The organism is Opitutus sp. ER46 (assembly GCF_003054705.1).
GTDB lineage: Bacteria > Verrucomicrobiota > Verrucomicrobiia > Opitutales > Opitutaceae > ER46.
Genome location: NZ_QAYX01000022.1, coordinates 325209 through 342439 on the forward strand (window position 1 = coordinate 325209; position 17231 = coordinate 342439).

General features: G+C 69.3%; 11 protein-coding genes. All 11 read left to right on the plus strand.

What is annotated here, in order from left to right:
- Positions 1–8 precede the first annotated feature (8 nt).
- The 11 genes from DB354_RS11730 to DB354_RS11780 all read left to right on the plus strand — a co-directional run bounded on the left by DB354_RS11730 (position 9) and on the right by DB354_RS11780 (position 17074).
- Positions 9–263 (plus strand): hypothetical protein, encoded by a 255-nt coding sequence (locus DB354_RS11730; RefSeq protein ID WP_107835811.1) that lies wholly within the window; start codon positions 9–11, stop codon positions 261–263.
- 47 nt (positions 264–310) lie between these two features.
- Entirely contained in the window at positions 311–2704 is a 2394-nt protein-coding gene (locus DB354_RS11735; RefSeq protein ID WP_107835812.1) for an ABC transporter permease, read from the plus strand.
- A 14-nt stretch (positions 2705–2718) separates the two neighbouring features.
- Positions 2719–5124 carry an ABC transporter permease gene (locus tag DB354_RS11740; RefSeq protein ID WP_107835813.1) on the plus strand — a complete coding sequence of 802 codons (2406 nt, stop codon included), beginning with the start codon at positions 2719–2721 and terminating at the stop codon, positions 5122–5124.
- A 7-nt stretch (positions 5125–5131) separates the two neighbouring features.
- On the plus strand, positions 5132–7564 hold the full coding sequence (locus DB354_RS11745) for an ABC transporter permease (RefSeq protein ID WP_233256623.1): 2433 nt from the start codon (positions 5132–5134) through the stop codon (positions 7562–7564).
- Positions 7565–7643: 79 nt separating this feature from the next.
- Positions 7644–8009 (plus strand): VOC family protein, encoded by a 366-nt coding sequence (locus DB354_RS22325; RefSeq protein WP_107835814.1) that lies wholly within the window; start codon positions 7644–7646, stop codon positions 8007–8009.
- A 68-nt stretch (positions 8010–8077) separates the two neighbouring features.
- On the plus strand, positions 8078–8779 hold the full coding sequence (locus DB354_RS11755) for a nitroreductase family protein (protein ID WP_107835815.1): 702 nt from the start codon (positions 8078–8080) through the stop codon (positions 8777–8779).
- Between the two features lie 131 nt (positions 8780–8910).
- Positions 8911–10107 carry a carcinine hydrolase/isopenicillin-N N-acyltransferase family protein gene (locus tag DB354_RS11760; RefSeq protein WP_107835816.1) on the plus strand — a complete coding sequence of 399 codons (1197 nt, stop codon included), beginning with the start codon at positions 8911–8913 and terminating at the stop codon, positions 10105–10107.
- 78 nt (positions 10108–10185) lie between these two features.
- Positions 10186–11880: a hypothetical protein gene (locus tag DB354_RS11765; protein ID WP_107835817.1), complete on the plus strand. Its 1695-nt coding sequence runs from the start codon at positions 10186–10188 to the stop codon at positions 11878–11880.
- A 339-nt stretch (positions 11881–12219) separates the two neighbouring features.
- The gene (locus DB354_RS11770; protein ID WP_107835818.1) at positions 12220–14625 is read left to right on the plus strand and encodes an ABC transporter permease; all 2406 of its coding nucleotides are present in this window, start codon (positions 12220–12222) and stop codon (positions 14623–14625) included.
- Between the two features lie 62 nt (positions 14626–14687).
- On the plus strand, positions 14688–16328 hold the full coding sequence (locus DB354_RS11775; protein WP_158277498.1) for a sigma-70 family RNA polymerase sigma factor: 1641 nt from the start codon (positions 14688–14690) through the stop codon (positions 16326–16328).
- Between the two features lie 164 nt (positions 16329–16492).
- Entirely contained in the window at positions 16493–17074 is a 582-nt protein-coding gene (locus DB354_RS11780; protein WP_107835820.1) for a hypothetical protein, read from the plus strand.
- Positions 17075–17231 lie beyond the last annotated feature (157 nt).

Consider the following 17231-nt stretch of genomic DNA (forward strand, 5'->3'; position numbering starts at 1 on the left):
TCACCACCATGTCCTCCCTCGCCCGTCTGTTCCCTTGTTTCCTGCTCGTGGCCGCCAACGCGGTGCTGCGTTTCTCCACCAGCACCGCGCGCGTCGAGGAAGAAGATCCGGCTCCCCGCGCCCGCTCCACGTGGACGCTCGGCGTCGGCGCCGCCTCGGTCCTGCACCGCGCGCCAAGTACGTCGCTTCAACTCACTCCCGGCGTCGAGATCGTCTCCGATCGGCGGACCGCCGAGACCGCCGACGAACCCACCCATCCCTGACGCACCCGCTGCCGCCGCACCCGCTCCGCCAACTTTTCGCCCGCCCCATGACCCAGGACATCCGGTACGCCCTCCGCCAGCTCGCCAAGACCCCGGGATTCACGTTCCTCGCCGTCCTCACGCTGGCGCTCGGCATCGGCGCCAACACCGCCATCTTCAGCGTCGTCAACGCCCTGCTCATCCGGCCCCTGCCCTACCCGGAGGCCGACCGGCTGGTGCAGGTCGCCGAGGTCACCAACACCGGCATCAACACCGGCTCCGACGGTGGCGTGTTTTCCGACTGGGAGCGGCAGACCACCCAGCTCGAGTCCATCGCCGCACTGCACACCGTCGACCGCAATCTGACCAGCGGCGGAGAACCCGTCCGCATCAGCGGCGCCGACGTTTCGTTTCGCTACCTCCATGTCCTGCGGGTGAAGCCGCTGCTCGGCCGCGATTTCACCGCCGCCGATGACGCGCCCGGCGGCAACCGCCACGTCGTCATCCTCAGTCACGAGTTGTGGCAGTCCCGCTTCCTGGGCGACCCGGGGATCATCGGACGCCAGGTGCAGCTCGACTCCTCCAGCTACACCGTGATCGGCGTCCTTCCGCCTCTCGCGCTGCTCAACCCCGGCATCTCGTTTCTCACTCCGGCCACCATCCGCGCCGACGCCTACAAGCTCGTCCGCAACTACAACTATGTCTGTGTCGTGATCGGCCGGCTCGAAGCGGGCGCCACGATGGAGCAGGCCACGGCCGAACTCGTCGCCGCGCGCCAGGCCATCAATCACGAATACCCCTCCTTCCGGCAGAACTGGAGCATCCGCGTGCGCTCCCTGCAGGAGGCCCTCTTCGGCAACACGCGGCCCTTCGTCCTCACGCTGCTCGCCGCGGTGGGCGCCGTTCTCCTGGTCGCCTGCGCCAACGTGGCCAACCTTCTCCTCGTCCGCGCCTCCGGCCGCGGCGGCGAGATCGCGATTCGCGTCGCGCTCGGCGCGTCGCGCGGCGCCATCATCCGGCAGTTCCTGACCGAGAGCATGCTGCTCGCCATTGGCGGTGGCATCGTCGGCCTCCTGCTCGGCGCGTGGATGGTGCGGCCCATCGTCACGTTCACCGGCCTCGCCACCACCATTCCAGGGCTGGAAGTCTCGATTGATCCCCGCGTGCTGGCTTTCACGGTGGCGGCCACCCTGTGCACCGGACTGCTCTTCGGCCTGATCCCGGCGCTGAGCGCCACGCGCGTTGACGTGAACAGCTCGCTCAAGGAGGGCGCGCGTGGTTCGACATCCGGCTCCCGCCGTCGGCTGCAATCGATCCTGGTCGTCGCCGAAACCGCGCTCACCGTCGTGCTGCTGGTCTGCGCCGGGCTGCTCCTCCGCAGTTTCCTGCGCGCCTTCAACGCCTCCGCCGGCTTCAACCGCGAACAGGCGCTCGTGTTCAGCATCACCCAGCCCGGCACCAAGGCCCCCACCGTCGATCATCGGCTGCGCTTTGTGCGCGACGTCGTCGAACGCATCCGCGCGCTGCCGGGTGTCGCCTACGTCGGCGTGGGTTCGTCGACGCCGATGAACGGCCGGATTGGCTTCGGCGACTTCGTCAGCCGCGAGGACCAGCCGCTCACGCGCAACGACCTCAACGCCGGCTTCGACTCCGCCTACGCCGACTTCTTCCCCGCCCTCGGCGTGCCGCTCCTGCGCGGCCGCTTCTTCACCGAAGCCGACAATGGCGAGAAGGCGCCGCTGGTCATGATCATCAACGAGGTTCTCGCCCGGCGCCTGTTCCCGGACCGCGACCCGCTCAGCCAATTGTTGAACTTCAAGAATCAAACCTGGCAGATCGTCGGCGTGGTCGGAAGCGTCCGCCAGTTCCAGCTCGATATCGACCCGACCCCGCATGTCTACCTGCCGGAGCGCCACTTCCCGTGGCACACGATGATCATCGTGCGCACGCACGTGCCGCCGCTCACCCTCGCCGGCGACCTGCGTCGGGCCGTGCAGTCCGTCGACCCCGAGCAGCCCATCGCCAACCTCTCCACCCTCGAAGTCGCCGTCGAAAACTCCCTGCAGGCCCGGCGCGTGATGCTGACCCTCGTCAGCCTCTTCGCGGGGCTGGCGCTCCTCCTCGCCGCCATCGGCATCTACGGCGTGATCTCGTACACCGTCGCCCAGCGCACCCGCGAAATCGGCATCCGCATCGCGCTCGGCGCCGGCCTGCGGCGGGTGGTTCGGCTCGTCGTTGGCGACGGGTTTCGCCTCGTCCTCGCCGGACTCGCGCTCGGTGCGATCGCCAGCTACGGCGCCGCCCGCCTGCTCGGCACCCAGCTCTATTCCACCTCGACGCTCGATCCCCTCGTGCTGCTGCTCGTGACGGTGCTGCTGGCCGGCGTCGCGCTCCTTGCCTGTCTCGTGCCCGCCCGCCGCGCCACGAACGTCAACCCCGTCGAGGCGCTCCGCGCCGAATAGCGCGTCCTCTTTTCATGTTCTCCGATCTCAAGTTCGCCCTGCGCCAGCTCACGAAGGCGCCCGGATTCACGCTGCTCGCCGTGCTCACGCTCGCCCTCGGGATCGGGCTCAGCACGACAATCTTCAACGGCGTCAACCCGCTGCTCTTCCGCGCCCTGCCGTTCCGCGATCCGGACACGCTCGTGTACCTGAATGAGTCCAGCCCGAAACAGGGGTTCGAGCACATGAGTGTTGCCTATGCCGATTACGCCCATTGGCGGCGCGAGAACCGCGTGTTTGCCGATGTCGGCGTGTGGCGTCCGATCAACGTGACCCTCGGCGGCGACCTGCCGGAGCGCATCGAGGGCTGCCACGTCTCCGCCACGCTCCTCTCCATGCTCGGGATCAACCCCGTGCTCGGCCGCGGCTTCGCCGTCGCCGAGGACGCGCCCGGCGCCGCCCCGGTCGTCCTGCTGAGCCATGGTTTGTGGCAACGCCGGTTCGGCTCCGACCCCGCGATCATCGGCCAGTCCCTCCCGCTCAACGGCACCCAGCACACCGTCATCGGCGTCCTGCCGCCACGCGTGCGGTTCCCCAACGACTCCGAGCTCTGGATCCCGCTCGTCGTCGCCCAACCCGAGACCACCCACGGCCACTTCAACTATCGCGCCGCCGCGCGCCTGCGCCCCGGTGTCTCCCGCGCCCAGGCACGCGCGGACCTCGACGCAATTCACGCCCGCATCGCCGCGGAGTCGCCGGCGTCCAACCTGCACATCACGCCCATCGTCCGGCCAATCGAGGATGGTTTCCTCGACCCCGAACTGCGCACGATGGGCTGGACGATGCTCGGCGCCGTCGCGTTCGTCCTCGCCGTCGCCTGCGCCAATGTTGCAAGCCTCTTCGTCACCCGCGCGCTCGCCCGTCAGAAGGAGTTCGCCGTGCGCGCCGCGCTCGGCGCCGGCCGCTGGCGCACCGTCCGGCAGTTGCTCATCGAGAGCCTCACGCTCGGCCTCGTCGCCGGCGTCCTGGGCCTGTTCCTCTCGGTCTGGGGACTCGAGGTGGTCATCCGCCTCGTGCCGATCGAGATTCCGTACTGGATCGACTTTTCCCTCGATGGACGCGTCTTCGCGTTTGCCGCCGTCATTTCCCTCCTCACCAGCGTGCTCTTCGGCCTCGCGCCGGCATGGCAGGCCATCCGCGTCGACGTGCTCGGCGCTCTCAATGAATCCGCCCGCGGCAGCACCGGCAGCCGCGAGCGTCACCGGCTGCGCAGCGCCTTCGTCGTCGGCGAGGTCGCCCTCGCCACGCTGCTGCTTTGCGGCACCGGCCTGATGCTGCGTTCCCTGTTCAACCTCCAACGCGCCGACCCTGGATTCGATCCGGCGCGGGTCACCGTCTTCTACCTTGGCCTCGGATCGGTGGGTGATTCCACGGCCATGCGCCGGGCGGCGCTCATCGACAACCTCGTCACCGACCTCAGCCGGCTGCCAGGCGTCAGCTCCGCCGCCGCCTGCACCGCGCTGCCACTCAGCGGCCGGTTCAACGGCCAGCGTTTCGCCGTCGAGGGCCGGCCCCCGGCGCCCGACGGCATGGATCCGGTCGGCAACCTCCGGGCGGTCACGCCCGGCTACTTTGCCGCGCTGCATGTTCCGCTGCAGCGGGGACGTGACTTTATCGCCGCGGACGACGCCGGCAGCCAGAAGGTCGTCATCATCGATGCGGCTTTCGCTCGGCGGTATTTCCCCGACCAGGACCCGATTGGCCAGAGGCTCCGCTGGGATCCGGCCGATCCCGCCAGCTCGCGGGTGATCGTTGGCATCGCCGCCGACGTGAAACACTCCGCCCTCGACCAGGACAGCCGCCCCGGCTTCTACGTCCCCTATGCGCAGGATCCACAGCGCAGCGTCGGCATTGTCATGCGCACCGCCCTCGACGCGCCCGTCGGCTTGCTCGACAGCGCCCGCGGCGTGCTGCGCCGGCTCGAACCCGACCTCCCGCTCTACGGCGCCATGACCATGACCGAGCAGATTGCGGAGACCTACTGGATCCGCCGCTTTCTCGGCCGTCTCCTGGTCGGATTCGCCGCGCTGGCACTCGCCCTGGCCGCCGTCGGCATCGCCAGCGTCGTCGGCTACGCCGTCACCCAGCGCACCCACGAGATCGGCGTCCGCATGGCGCTCGGCGCCACCAGCCACAACATCCTTCGCCTGGTCCTCCAACAGGGGCTGCGATTGGTCGCCCTGGGGCTGGCGCTCGGACTCGTCGCCAGCGTGGCACTGACGCGCCTGCTGCAGGCCCAATTGTTCGCGATCGGTTGGCTGGACCCGCTCGCGATCGGCGGCAGCACGATCGTATTCCTGCTCGTCGCCCTCATCGCCTGCTGGCTGCCCGCACGCCGCGCCACCCGCATCAACCCCGTCGAGGCGCTCCGCACCGAATGATTCCACGATGAACCTGACGAATTTCCGCTTCACCCTGCGTCAGCTCGCCCGCTCGCCGGTCTTCACCGCGATGGTGGTGGCGTCCACCGCGCTCGGCGTCGGCGCCACGACCACGGTTTTCTGCTGGATGCAGGCAATCCTCTTCCATCCGGTGCCCGGGGCCGATCGCGAGGAGCAGCTTGCCGTGCTCACAACGCTCAACCGCGATGCGATGTGGGACTGCGTTTCGCTCCCCGACCTGCAGGACAGCCGCGAACTCCGCGGCGTCTTCGCCGACGTCATCGGCTCCCAGGTCACGCCGGCCTGCCTCCGCATCGACGATCGGCTCGAGTGGATCTACGGCCAGGTCACCACGGCCAACTTCTTCACCGCCCTCGGCGTCCAACCACTGCTGGGCCGGACCTTCCGTACCGGCGAGGATGTTGGCGCCGGGCAGCACCCGGTGATGGTGGTCAGCGAAACGTTCTGGCGCTCCCGCCTCGGCGCTGACCCGGCGATTGTCGGTAAGCAAGTCGAGCTGAACCAGCACGCCTTCACCGTCATCGGCGTCACGCCCGCCGCGTTCCCGGTAACGATGAGCGGCCTGCGCTGCGATTTCTGGGCGCCCATCGCGATGCACCAGGAAGTCGCCGGCTTCGGCACGATCACCCCCAACCGCCACGATCGCTGGCTGCACACGCAGGTCCGGCTGCAGCCCGGCGTCAGCCGCGCCACCGCGCAGGCCGCGGTGGACGTGTTGTCCGCGCGGCTCGCGCAGACGCACCCCGACAGCAATCGCGACATCCGCCTGCGGGTCCTGCCGTTTTCCGAATCTCCCTACGGCGCGCAACCGCTCCTCGGTCCCGTCCTGCGCCTGCTGCTCGCGGTGAGTTTCGGCGTGCTGCTCATCGTCGCGGCCAACACCTCCAATCTCCTGCTGGTCCGGGCCACCGCGCGGCAGAAGGAGATCGCCGTGCGGCTCGCCATCGGCGCCGGCCGCCGCAACCTCGCCGCCCTGCTCTTCACCGAGAGCCTGGTGCTGGCCCTGGCGGGCGGCGTGCTCGGCATCGTGCTCGCCAACTTCGGCCTGGGCGCCCTCGAGGCCTGGTTCCCCCAGACATACCTGCCGATCGGATTCGCGATCGCCATGGATCCGATGACGCTTGCCTTCGCCTTGCTCGTCGCCGTCGCCACGGGCTTCGTTTTCGGCCTCGCCCCGTTGTGGCACGCCCACCGCACCGACGTAAATGCGACCCTCAAGCAGGGCGGCCGGTCCAGCGGTGCCGGAGCCTCGCCCCGGCTGCGGCGCGTCTTCGTCGTCTCCCAGGTTGCGCTCTCCGTGGTGCTGCTCGCGGGAGCCGGCCTGTGCGTGAAGAGCGTCCGCCAGATCCGGCAGGCGAACTTCGGCTGCGACCCGCAGGGGATCCTGCTGGCCGGCTTGCGTATCGGGATGAATGGATACGACGAGGCTTCCGGCAAGGGCTTCTATCGCGAGTTGCAGCAGCGGATGGCGCAATTGCCCGGCGTCGAGTCCGCCGCGCTCGCCAGCTGGTATCCGCTGGGTTTCGAGGGCACCGGCAGCCACGGTGTCTCTGTCGCCGGCCACCTGCCGCAACCCGGGGAGAGCGATAGCGTGATGTGGGCGGCGATCTCGCCCGGGTACTTTCCGACCCTCCGCATTCCACTCGTGGCCGGCCGCGACTTCACCGCGGCGGACGACGAGCACGGGCCGCGCGTCGCGATCATCAACGAGGCGATGGCCCGGCGCTACTGGCCCGGGCAGCCGCCCGTCGGCCGCGTCTTCAAGGACAACGGCCGCGAGGTGCGCGTCGTCGGTGTGGCGGCGGATGGCAAGTACCGGTCGCTCAACGAACCGCCGCGCTGCTTCTTCTACCGGCCGTACCTGCAGGGCATTCCCGACCTGAATCTCGCCGTCGCCGTCCGCACGCACGGCGACCCCGCCGCCCTGGCCAACAGCGTCCGCCGCGAGATCCGCGCCCTCGATGCCGGCGTCGATACGTGGGCCCTCATTCCCATGGTCGAATACGTCAAGGCCGCGTCCTCCGCCGCCGGTCTCGCCGCCCGGCTCCTCACCGTGCTCGGGGTGGTCGCCCTCGTCCTCGCCGCGTTGGGCATCTACGGCGTCATGGCGTACGTCGTCAGTCTCCGCACCCACGAATACGGCGTCCGCACGGCCTTGGGCGCGGCGCCCGCCGACCTCCGCCGGCTCGTGCTTCGCGAGGGTCTCCTGCTCGCCGGGATCGGCATCGCCCTCGGCCTGGTCCTCGCGCTGCCCGCCACCCGCTTCCTCGCGAGCCTCCTCTACGGGGTGCGTTCGTTCGATGCTGCGATTCTGTCGCTTGTCTCCGTTGCGTTGGCCGCGGCCGCCCTCCTCGCTTCCTGGATTCCCGCGCAACGCGCGACCCGGGTCGAACCGCTCGAAGCGCTGCGCGCCGAGTAAGCTAAAGCCGGCTCAAACTCCCAGGCCGCCCCCCCAGCACCGAGTCCACCGCTGTCCCGCGATTATCGCCGCGCCTTCAATGTCACCCCGCGCCATCGATTTCATCCTCTGTCCCGTGACCGACCTTCGCCGGGCCGCGGACTTCTACCGCGACGTTCTCGGGCTCAAGCCGGGCGTCTATAGCGAGGCCCATCAATGGGCGGAGTTCGAGTGTGGCAACGTCACTCTGTCCTTGAAGGGCAACTCGCCCCCCGGCGCGACCGATGCCGACCTCCGCCTGGCCTTCAGCGTCGCCGACATCTCGGTCGCGTACACGGAACTGCGGGCGCGCGGTCTGACACCTGCCGCCCCTCAGGACCACGGGGTCTGCCAGCACCTCGAGATTCGTGATCCCGACGGTCACGTCGTGATTCTCCATCACCGGGCCGATGGCACGGCGGGCTGACCAGCATTCCCGCGCCCCTCTCATCATCTGCAGCATCCCGAACCTGATTCTTTTCGGCATCCTACCTCATGAACTCTCGTCGTTCCTTCCTCCAGTCCGCCGCGCTGCTTGGCGCCGGCGTCCTTGTCGCCCACTCCGCTCGCGCCCAAGGCGCAGCCGCCTCGGCCGCCGGCTCCTCCGCCGCTCCCGATTTCTGGACCGTCGTGCGCTCCCGCCGCTCCGTCCGCCGCTTCAAGGCCGGCGCCCCGGTTCCGGAGGAGGATGTTCGGCGCATCCTCGAGGCCACCCAGCTCTCCGCCACCTCGGGCAACCAGCAGCCGTGGAAGTTCCTCGTCGTCCGCGATCCCGCCAAGATCGCCGACCTCAAGGCGGCGTGCCTCAAGGCGGCCCTCGAGCAGTTTGACCAGCACCCGTCCGCCAAGAAGGACGACCGCGCCGCCTACGAGCAGCGCGCCCGCGACACCTACGACGGCTATCTCTCCGCCCCGGTGTATATCGTCCTGCTCACCGACAACGAATCCCGGTATCCGACCTACAATCACTTCGATGGTCCGCTGGCCGCCTCGACGCTCATGCTCGCCGCCCGTGCGCTCGGCTATGGCACGGTCTTCCTGACCGACTCCATCCCCGACAGCATCACGAAGTCCGTCTTCAAGATTCCCGATCGCTACACCCGCGTCTGCATCACACCGATCGGCGTCCCGGAGGAATGGCCGAAGGGCCCGAAGAAGAAGCCGCTCGATGACATGATCGTGCGGGAATCGTTCTAGCCCCCGCCCGCGCGTCGCGCCGGCGCGATTCGGCGCCCTGCCGCATTTTTAGCAGGCTTGGCACTCCGGCCTGGGCCCCTTTTGCTGCGTCGGTCGTCGCCGATCGGCCCCCTTCGTTTTCCCTCCGGACCATGCCCAGACCAACTGTCAGTCTCCCCCCAGCTCCCATCCTTCCGCTTTCGTCCCCCGCCTCGCGAGCAACGAAGCCCCGCCTCGCCCAGCCAGCGACCCGCTGGCTCGCCGCGGTTTTCGTCCTCGCCGTTGGTCTGGTCAGCGTCCGCTTGTCCGCCGGCGAATCACCCGCGCTCACGCCCGAACAGCAGGAGACGCTGCGCAGCGTGGTGCTCCTGAACCCGGAACAGACCGCCGCGCCGCTCTATCGGATGACGTACGTCGGCGACTACGGCTTCGACGCGTACCTCAAGGTCGGCTCGCCCACCGAGCCTGCCCTCGAGGCCTACCTCCGCGATCGCCTCCCGCTGCCGAAGCAGCCCGCGAAAGCAACGACCGCGCGCGGACACGACGAGTGCAGCGCCTTCCTCGCCCGCAACGAGCAGGGGCACTTTCTCTACGCGCGCAACCTGGACCTCCCGGACTGTCACCCCGCGGTCCTGCTATGGACGAGACCACCGCAAGGCTACGCCTCGCTGTCGATGGTCGACTTGAACGGCCTCGGCTACGCGCTCGACGAAAAGCATCGGGATCTGCCCGCCGACCTGACCGGCCGCATCCCGCTGCTCTCCGCGCCCTTCGTGCCCCGCGACGGCGTGAACGAGCACGGCCTCGCCGTCGCGACGCTCAACGTGCCGCAGGCCGAGGCCAAACCCGATCCCGCCAAGGTCACAATCTGCCGCTGGCAGGTGAACCGCCTCCTGCTCGACCACGCACGCGACGTGCCCGAGGCCATCCGTCTCCTCGCCAGCTACAACGTCCACGCCGGCGACTCCGGCGTGCACTTCTTCGTTGCCGACGCCCAGGGAAACTCGGCCGTCATCGAGTACCCGGCGGGCGGCGCGATGACCGTCACGCGCAACACCGCCCCGTGGCAGGCGGTGACGAACTTCTACCTTTGCGGCGAGACGCAGGCCGGCACCGGCAAGGAACGGTACGCCTGCGCCACCCGCGTCCTCGGCGCCGCCCAGGGCGTTCTCGCGGCGCGAAACGCGATGATCCTCCTGCGGGATGTTTCCCAGGCGTCCACAGTCTGGTCGGTCGTGTACGATCTCTCGGACGGTGCGGCGCTCGTCTCGATGGGCCGCCGTTTCGAGGTGCCGCTGCAGGTGAGCCTGAAAACGCCCGGCGTCGCCATGCCGCTCGCCGTGCGCTGAGTTCGCCGCCCCCGGGAATGGGGAGGCGGATCGGCGGCGTCGCAACGGAGTGACGGCCGCTGCGTCTTGTCTTTCTCCATGCCCCAACGCCTCTCCCCTGTCTGCTGGATCGCCGTCGCGATCCTGGCCGCGTTCATGTGCGTCACCCATCTGGGCGTGATGCTGAGCCTGATGGTCGCGCGCGGCGGCCTCGCGCTGGCCGCGCCGCTCGGCCTGGTGCTGGCGCTCCTCCTGGGCGATGTCCTCGCCCGGCGCGCGGGTCTGACCGGGCGGGCCCGCGTGGCGCCGGCGGTCCTCGCGTTGCTGGCGCTCGCCGGCGCGCTCGGCATTTCCGCCTGGTTCTTCGATCTCTCCTGGGACGGCCAGTGGTACCACCAATGGGCCGTGTACTCGATGGCGCAGGACTGGAACCCGCTCGCCGAGCCGATGCGGGAGTTTCCCAAGCACGTCCACCTCTGGGTGCGGCACTACGCCAAGGGCACGTGGTACGTTGCCACCGCGATCTTCCAGACGACCGGGATGGTCGAACTCGGCAAGTGTCCCGCCGTGTTCGTCGTTCCCGCCATGGCGCTCGCGGTGTTCGCCGCCGGCCTCGACTGGGGCTTCCGCCGCCTCCCCGCCGGCATCGTCGCCGCCCTGGTGGCCTGCAACCCCGTCGTCTTCTGCGAGCTCACGACGTACCTCGTCGACAGCATCATGTACGGGTTCCTCGTCGTGGTCGCCGCCGCCGTGTTCAGCACGTGGCGGCAGCCGCGCGCCGAGGTTCTCGTGACCGCCGCGCTCGCCACGATCGTGTGCGTGAACGCCAAGTTCACCGGTCTCGTGTTTCTCGGCTTCGTCTTTGCCGCCGGCTGGATCTGGTGTGCGTGGCACCGGCGCGCCTGGCTGTGGCGCTACACCGGGGGCGTCGCCGCCGTCCTGGTGCTCGCAATCGTCGGCTTCGGCTACAATCCGTACGTCACCAACGCCATGCACCGCGGCCAGCCGTTCTATCCCGTCCTCGGCTCCCGGGCGTTTCCCAGCCTCACGACGCAGGGCAAGGAGGGCATCGAGTTGTACGAGACGCCGAAGAATCTCCTCGGCCACAACCGGCTCTACCGGCTGGCCTACGCCACGTTTGGCCGCCCCGGAAACGCGCCCTATCGACACGAGCCAAACGCGGCGCTGATGTGGCCGTTCACCGCCCGGCCGGCCGACCTGTTCTACTACAACTATCACGAGGTGCGGATCGCCGGCTTCGGGCCCTTCTTCAGCGGCGCTCTCCTGCTCGCGTTCGGCCTCGGCCTGTGGCTGCTCCTGCCCCGCTCCGCGCCTTCGGTCCGTGGTCCCGCGCTGCTCACCGCCCTCGCCGTCGCGGGCTCGCTCGTGATCAGCGAGCACCTCTGGTGGCCGCGCTACGGCCCGCAGCTCTGGCTGCTGGCACTCGTGCCCGTGCCGTTCATTCTCCACGCGGCGTCCTCCCGCTGGATGCGCGGCCTCGCGTGGACGCTCGTCGCGCTGCTCCTGGTCAACACCGCGATCGTCGGCGCCGTCCATCTCACGTGGGAAGCCCGGCATTCCGCCGCCCTTCGCCGGCAACTCATCGAACTCCGTGCCCAACACCGCCCGATCGAGATCAGCATCCCCTATTTCGAGGTCGGCGTGGAGGAACGGCTCAAGACCTGGGGCATCTCCTACCAGAAACGCGGCCGCAAGGAACTGCGCGACGCCGAGGACCTCATCAGCGTCGTCGAGGGCTACCCCGGCGCCGTCAAGTACCGCGTCCTGCCGTAGCCGCCCCCGCCGCCCACGGCCCCACGGTACGACACTTCGCCGCCTCTTAGGCCGCGCTCGGGCCGCCGCATTGGCTGAGCCATTCTCACCCTCACTTTCACTCTCACTTTCAACTTCCGTTGCCGCGCGCCGCCACAGAGCGCCGCGCGGCAACGGAGCGTCCCAACCGCGGAACCGCGCATCCCACGAGCGGACACCCAGCGCACGGCCACGCCAAGTACCCCCATTGGCTAGTCGTTGTCCTCCAACCGCCTCGTTACCGTTGCGCCCTTCTGGAATGGGGAGTGCTACCACCGGGACGAATCGCGGTCTGCACCGGATTCTCACCCCCATTCTCACATGTTTCAGGATCTCCGACTCGCCTTTCGCCAGCTCGCCAAGTCGCCCGGATTCGCCGTGGTCGCGATTCTCACCCTGGCGCTCGGGATCGGCACCAACACCGCGATCTTCTCGCTCGTCCAGGCCGTCGTGTTGCGCCCCCTGCCATGCCCGGCGCCGGCGCAACTCGTCACCCTCGGCGAGTGGTCGGAGGAGGTGCCCGAGATGTCGATCGCGTATCCGAACTTCATCGACTGGCGCCAGCGCCAGTCCTGTTTCACCGCCCTCGGCATCGGGCGCCGCCAGGATTTCGCGTGGGTCCGGCCCGCGGGCGCCGAACGTGTCTCCGGCTCCCAGGCCACGCACGACCTCTTTGCCGCGCTTGCCGTGCCGCCTCTCCGCGGCCGGCTCTTCCGCCCCGACGATGATCGCCCCGGCGCCGCCCGCACTGCCCTCCTGGGCGAGCGGTTCTGGCGCGCCCAATTCGCCGGCCGCGACTCCGTCATCGGCGAACCGCTCCAGCTCAACGGCAGCACCTACACGATCGTCGGCGTGTTGCCGGCCGACATCGACGTGCTCCTCGGTGCGGCGGATGTCGTCGTGCCGCTCGGCTTGTCCGCCGACGACTTTGCCAGCCGCTGGGTGCACGCCGGCATGTACAGTGTCGCCCGGCTCAAGCCCGGCGTCTCCATCGAGCGCGCCCGTTCGGAGATGCAGGCGATCGCGGCCGACCTTGCCCGCGAGTTTCCCGTCACCAACGCCCGCCAATCTGTCACCGTCACGCCGCTGGCCGAGACGCTGTTCGCCGGCAAGGACCACGCGCTCTACGTCCTGCTCGGCGCCGCCGGCTTCGTCCTCCTCATCGGTTGTGCCAACGTCGCCAATCTCCAACTCGCCCGCGCCCAGGCGCGCGAGCGCGAGTTCGCCATTCGCGCCGCCGTCGGGGCCAGCCGCCTGCGCCTCCTCCGCCAACTCCTCATCGAGAGCCTCGCGCTCGGACTCCTCGCGTGCCTCTTCGGGGTGCTGTTTGCCGCCTGGGGGCTCGACGGTCTGCGCGCCATCATTGCCACGAACCTGCCCCGCGCCGCCGAGGTGTCCCTCGACGCCCGCGTGCTCGCGTTTGCGACGGGCATCGGCCTCCTCAGCAGCGTCCTGTTTGGCCTCGCGCCTGCGCTGCACACCGCGAAGACCGATCTCCGGTCGGCCTTCGTCACGTCCGCCGGCACCGCCGGGACGCGCTCCGGCCGGCGCTGGCGCACCGCGCTGGTGGTGGGCGAGTTCGCCCTCACGTGTCTCCTGGTCACCGGGGCGAGCCTCATGCTCCGGACCTTCGCCAAGCTGCACCACGCCAATCTCGGCTACTCCGTCGATCATGTCGTCACCTTCGACGTCGATCTCTCCAGCCCGGCCTTCCAGTCCGACGAGCGACGCCGCACGTTGATCGCGCAGGCCACCGAACGCCTGCAGACGATTCCGGCGGTTTCCGCCGCCGGCGCCATCAACCCGCTCCCGCTCCGCGGCGCCAATCAGACATCCTACCTCGTCGAGGGCGCCACCCGCCCGACCAGCGGGATGGGCCCGACGGCGGAGCATGCCCAGGTCAACCCGGAGTTCTTCCCGGCGCTCGGACTGACGCTCGTCGCCGGCCGGGGATTCAATCACGAGGACTCCGTCACCGCGCCGCGCGTGGTGATCATCGACACGCTCTTCGCCGAGAAGAACTTCCCCGGGCAGAACCCGCTCGGGAAGCGGATCGCCTTCGGCCCGGATGAGACCCGCGATTCCGATTGGTGCCGGGTCGTCGGCGTCGTGTCGCACATCCGGAATCTCGGCGTCCGCGCCCCCACGCGCGAGCAGAGCTACGTGCCCTACACGCAGTCGGTCCCGACCAGTCTGTCGTTTGCCCTGCGCACCAACCGCGACGCCGCCACGCTCGCGGCCGACATCCGCGCGGTCATGCACGGCCTCGCGCCCGACCTGCCGGTGTTCAATGTGCGCACGATGGCCGACCGGTTCGCCGCCACCCTCGCGACGGAACGGCTCAGCGTAGTCCTCCTCGGGCTGTTCGGCGCGCTGGCGCTCGTCCTGGCCGCCGTCGGTCTGTACGGCGTGATCAATTACATCGTGGGCCAGCGTACCCGCGAGATCGGCGTCCGCATCGCGCTCGGCGCCACGCCCGGCGCCATTCTCAACCTGCTGCTGCGGTATGGACTCGGGCTGGCCGGCGGCGGGTTGCTTATCGGGCTCGTCACGGCGCTCGCCCTCACCCAGTTCCTCCGGAGCCTGCTCTACGAGGTCTCGCCGTTTGATCCCTTGAGCTTCGCCGCCGTTGCGCTCATGCTCGCCCTCCTCGGCCTGGCGGCCTGCTGGATCCCCGCCCGCCGCGCCGCCCAGGTGAACCCCGTCGACGCCCTCCGCGCCGACTAGAAATAAATCGTGCCACGATTTCTTCCCTGTCACCTTTTCCGGCCAGTCCGCCACGTATGGGCATGACCATACCCACCTCCGCCGCGATTAGCCCCTTTTCCGACCAGGAACTTGTCACCCGCACCCTCGCGGGGGACCGCGAGGCTTACCGTCGGATCGTCGAGCGCTATCAGGCTCTCGTCTGCTCCGTCGCCTACAGCTCCACGGGGGACCTCGCGCACAGCGAGGATGTCGCCCAGGAGACGTTCGTCGCCGCGTGGCGGCAGCTGCGTCAACTTCGCGAACCCGGCAGCCTGCGCAGTTGGTTGTGCGGCATCGCGCGGAATCTCGTCGCGAATCGCCGGCGCCAACTCGCCACGGAGCCTTCACACGCGGGATCGCCGCTGCCGGTCGATGCCGCCGGCCCCGAACCACTCCCGTCCGAGGCCGCCGTGCGCCGCGAGCAGGAGGCGATCCTGTGGCAGGCTCTCGCCCAGATTCCGGAGCTCTACCGCGAGCCGTTGATCCTCTTCTACCGCGAGCACCAGTCGGTGGAGCGCGTCGCCGTCGACCTTGGGCTCACGGAGGACGTCGTCCGCCAACGACTCTCCCGGGGGCGCAAGCTGCTCCACCAGGAGGTCGCCCGATTCGTCGAGGGCACGCTCACCCGCACCGCGCCCGGGGCCAGTTTCACGCTGGGCGTCATGGGCGCGCTGCCGCTGCTCACCGTCCCGGGCGGCGCAACGGCCGCCGCCTGGGGAGCCGCATCTCCAGGCTGCACGGCCGGACTCGCGGCCAAGCTGCTGGCGTTCGCGCAACTGGCAATCGGGCCGGTCATCGGCCTGGTCGCCGCCTGGCTGGGCATCCGCGCGTCGCTCCGCGCCACGCGCACCCCGGAAGAACTGGCCTTCGTTCGCCGCTACCTCCGCCGACTGCTGCTTTGCCTGCTCGCCTTCTGCGTCGCCGCCATCGGCATTACCACGATCGCAGCCAAGGCGGGAATGGCCAGCCCACGGCAGGTCGTATGGCTGTGGGTGACACTCGGCGTCGTTTACCTCCTCGGGATCGTCACTCTCGCGCTGCACGCCAAGTCCACCTTGCGCCGCTTGCGGCGAATCGGGCGCGCCGAACACCCCGAGGCTTTTCGCGACGCGCCGGCCGATCCGGCGTGCTGGAACTATCGGAGCCGGGCCAGCCTCTTCGGCCTGCCCCTTGTCCACGTGCGCTTCGGTGGCGAGGAAGAAGCGCGCAGCCGCCCGGTGGTCGGATGGATTGCCGGCGGCGAATACGCGATCGGTATCATTGCCGCGTTCGGCGGCGTGACCCTCGGCGCGTTCAGCGCCGGCGGCATATCCGCCGGCGTCATCGCCATTGGCGGCGTCAGCCTGGGACTGCTGTCGCTGGGCGGCCTCGCGATCGGCGCGATCGCCATTGGCGGCCTCGCGATCGGGATCGTGGCGACGGGCGGCGTCGCCCTTGCCGGCACGGCCGCCCTCGGCGGCTACGCGCTTTCGCGGGAGTTCGCCGTGGCCGCCCAAGGCTCTGCGCCGCACCTCAATGACGCGCTCGCGCAGGCCTACTTCGCTGCGCGGCCCTGGCTGGACCTGCGCACCGCCACCGGCAAGGCCGTCCTCAGCCTCGCATGGTTGCCCGCGTTGTTCGTGATCTGGCAACACTGGCCGCGCCGAGCGGCGCCAAGGACCCGATCCGCCGGGGCGGAATAGCCGCCCCCGTTCGACGGCCGCACCAATGCTCGAAGGGCAAACGCTCGCGGCGGGGTTTACTCTTGCACGCTGCCACAGGGCGGCCGCCGCGCACCCACCCCACGAGATGCGCGCCAAGCCCGGCGTCGCGGCGCGCTTTCCGACCTCAACTCCCAAGACGCCCCATGACTCGCTCCGAGTTCCTTCAACGCACCGCCCAACTCGCCTGCGGCTCCTGCGCCGCGGTCATCCTGGCCAGGACCGCCACCGCCGCCGAGACCGCTCCCACGTCCGCGCCCAAGCCCACGCCGCTCGACGAAGCCTTGAAGAAGGCCCAGTACGAAAACCAGTTCGTCAACAACTGGCTCACCGACCTCTTCGCCGCGATCGACACCGAGCTCGATCCCGCCGCCCAGATGAAGCTCATCGAGGCCTGCGGCCGCGGCTGCTACGAACGCCACGCGTTCAAGCAGGAGATCGCCGCCGCCGGCAAGGGCGACGTCGACCGGCTCGTCGCGGCTTACGCGAAGAACTTCGGCATCCACCGCGAGGGAAACTTCGTCCACATCACCTACGGCGGCGGTAAATGCTACTGCCCCGCCGCCCGCAACCGCCCGACCCGCCCCAACGACCTGCAGTGTGAGTGCACCCGCGCCACGCACCAAGCCCTCTGGCAGGCCGCCATGGGACGCCCCTACAAGATCGAGCTCCTTGAAACCGTCCGCCGCGGCGGCCAGAAATGCCATCTCCGCGTCACGCTCGTCTGACGACGATCGTGCCGCGGAAGTGAAAGTGGCCTCCGGAGTGAAAGTGGCCTGCGGAGTGACAGTGAAAGTGAGAGTGAAAGTGCCCGGATCTTTCTCTTACTCTTACTCGTCCTCTTCCTCTTGCTCTCACACCATCGATCGCTCGAACCAGCGGCCC

Excerpts from the sequence above, each read along its gene's own strand:
- DB354_RS11745 (WP_233256623.1), top strand. The coding sequence starts at position 5,132 with ATGAACCTGACGAATTTCCGCTTCACCCTGCGTCAGCTCGCCCGCTCG.
- DB354_RS22325 (WP_107835814.1), top strand. The coding sequence starts at position 7,644 with ATGTCACCCCGCGCCATCGATTTCATCCTCTGTCCCGTGACCGACCTT.
- DB354_RS11755 (WP_107835815.1), top strand. The coding sequence starts at position 8,078 with ATGAACTCTCGTCGTTCCTTCCTCCAGTCCGCCGCGCTGCTTGGCGCC.
- DB354_RS11775 (WP_158277498.1), top strand. The coding sequence starts at position 14,688 with ATGACCATACCCACCTCCGCCGCGATTAGCCCCTTTTCCGACCAGGAA.
- DB354_RS11760 (WP_107835816.1), top strand. The coding sequence starts at position 8,911 with ATGCCCAGACCAACTGTCAGTCTCCCCCCAGCTCCCATCCTTCCGCTT.
- DB354_RS11735 (WP_107835812.1), top strand. The coding sequence starts at position 311 with ATGACCCAGGACATCCGGTACGCCCTCCGCCAGCTCGCCAAGACCCCG.
- DB354_RS11770 (WP_107835818.1), top strand. The coding sequence starts at position 12,220 with ATGTTTCAGGATCTCCGACTCGCCTTTCGCCAGCTCGCCAAGTCGCCC.
- DB354_RS11740 (WP_107835813.1), top strand. The coding sequence starts at position 2,719 with ATGTTCTCCGATCTCAAGTTCGCCCTGCGCCAGCTCACGAAGGCGCCC.
- DB354_RS11780 (WP_107835820.1), top strand. The coding sequence starts at position 16,493 with ATGACTCGCTCCGAGTTCCTTCAACGCACCGCCCAACTCGCCTGCGGC.
- DB354_RS11765 (WP_107835817.1), top strand. The coding sequence starts at position 10,186 with ATGCCCCAACGCCTCTCCCCTGTCTGCTGGATCGCCGTCGCGATCCTG.
- DB354_RS11730 (WP_107835811.1), top strand. The coding sequence starts at position 9 with ATGTCCTCCCTCGCCCGTCTGTTCCCTTGTTTCCTGCTCGTGGCCGCC.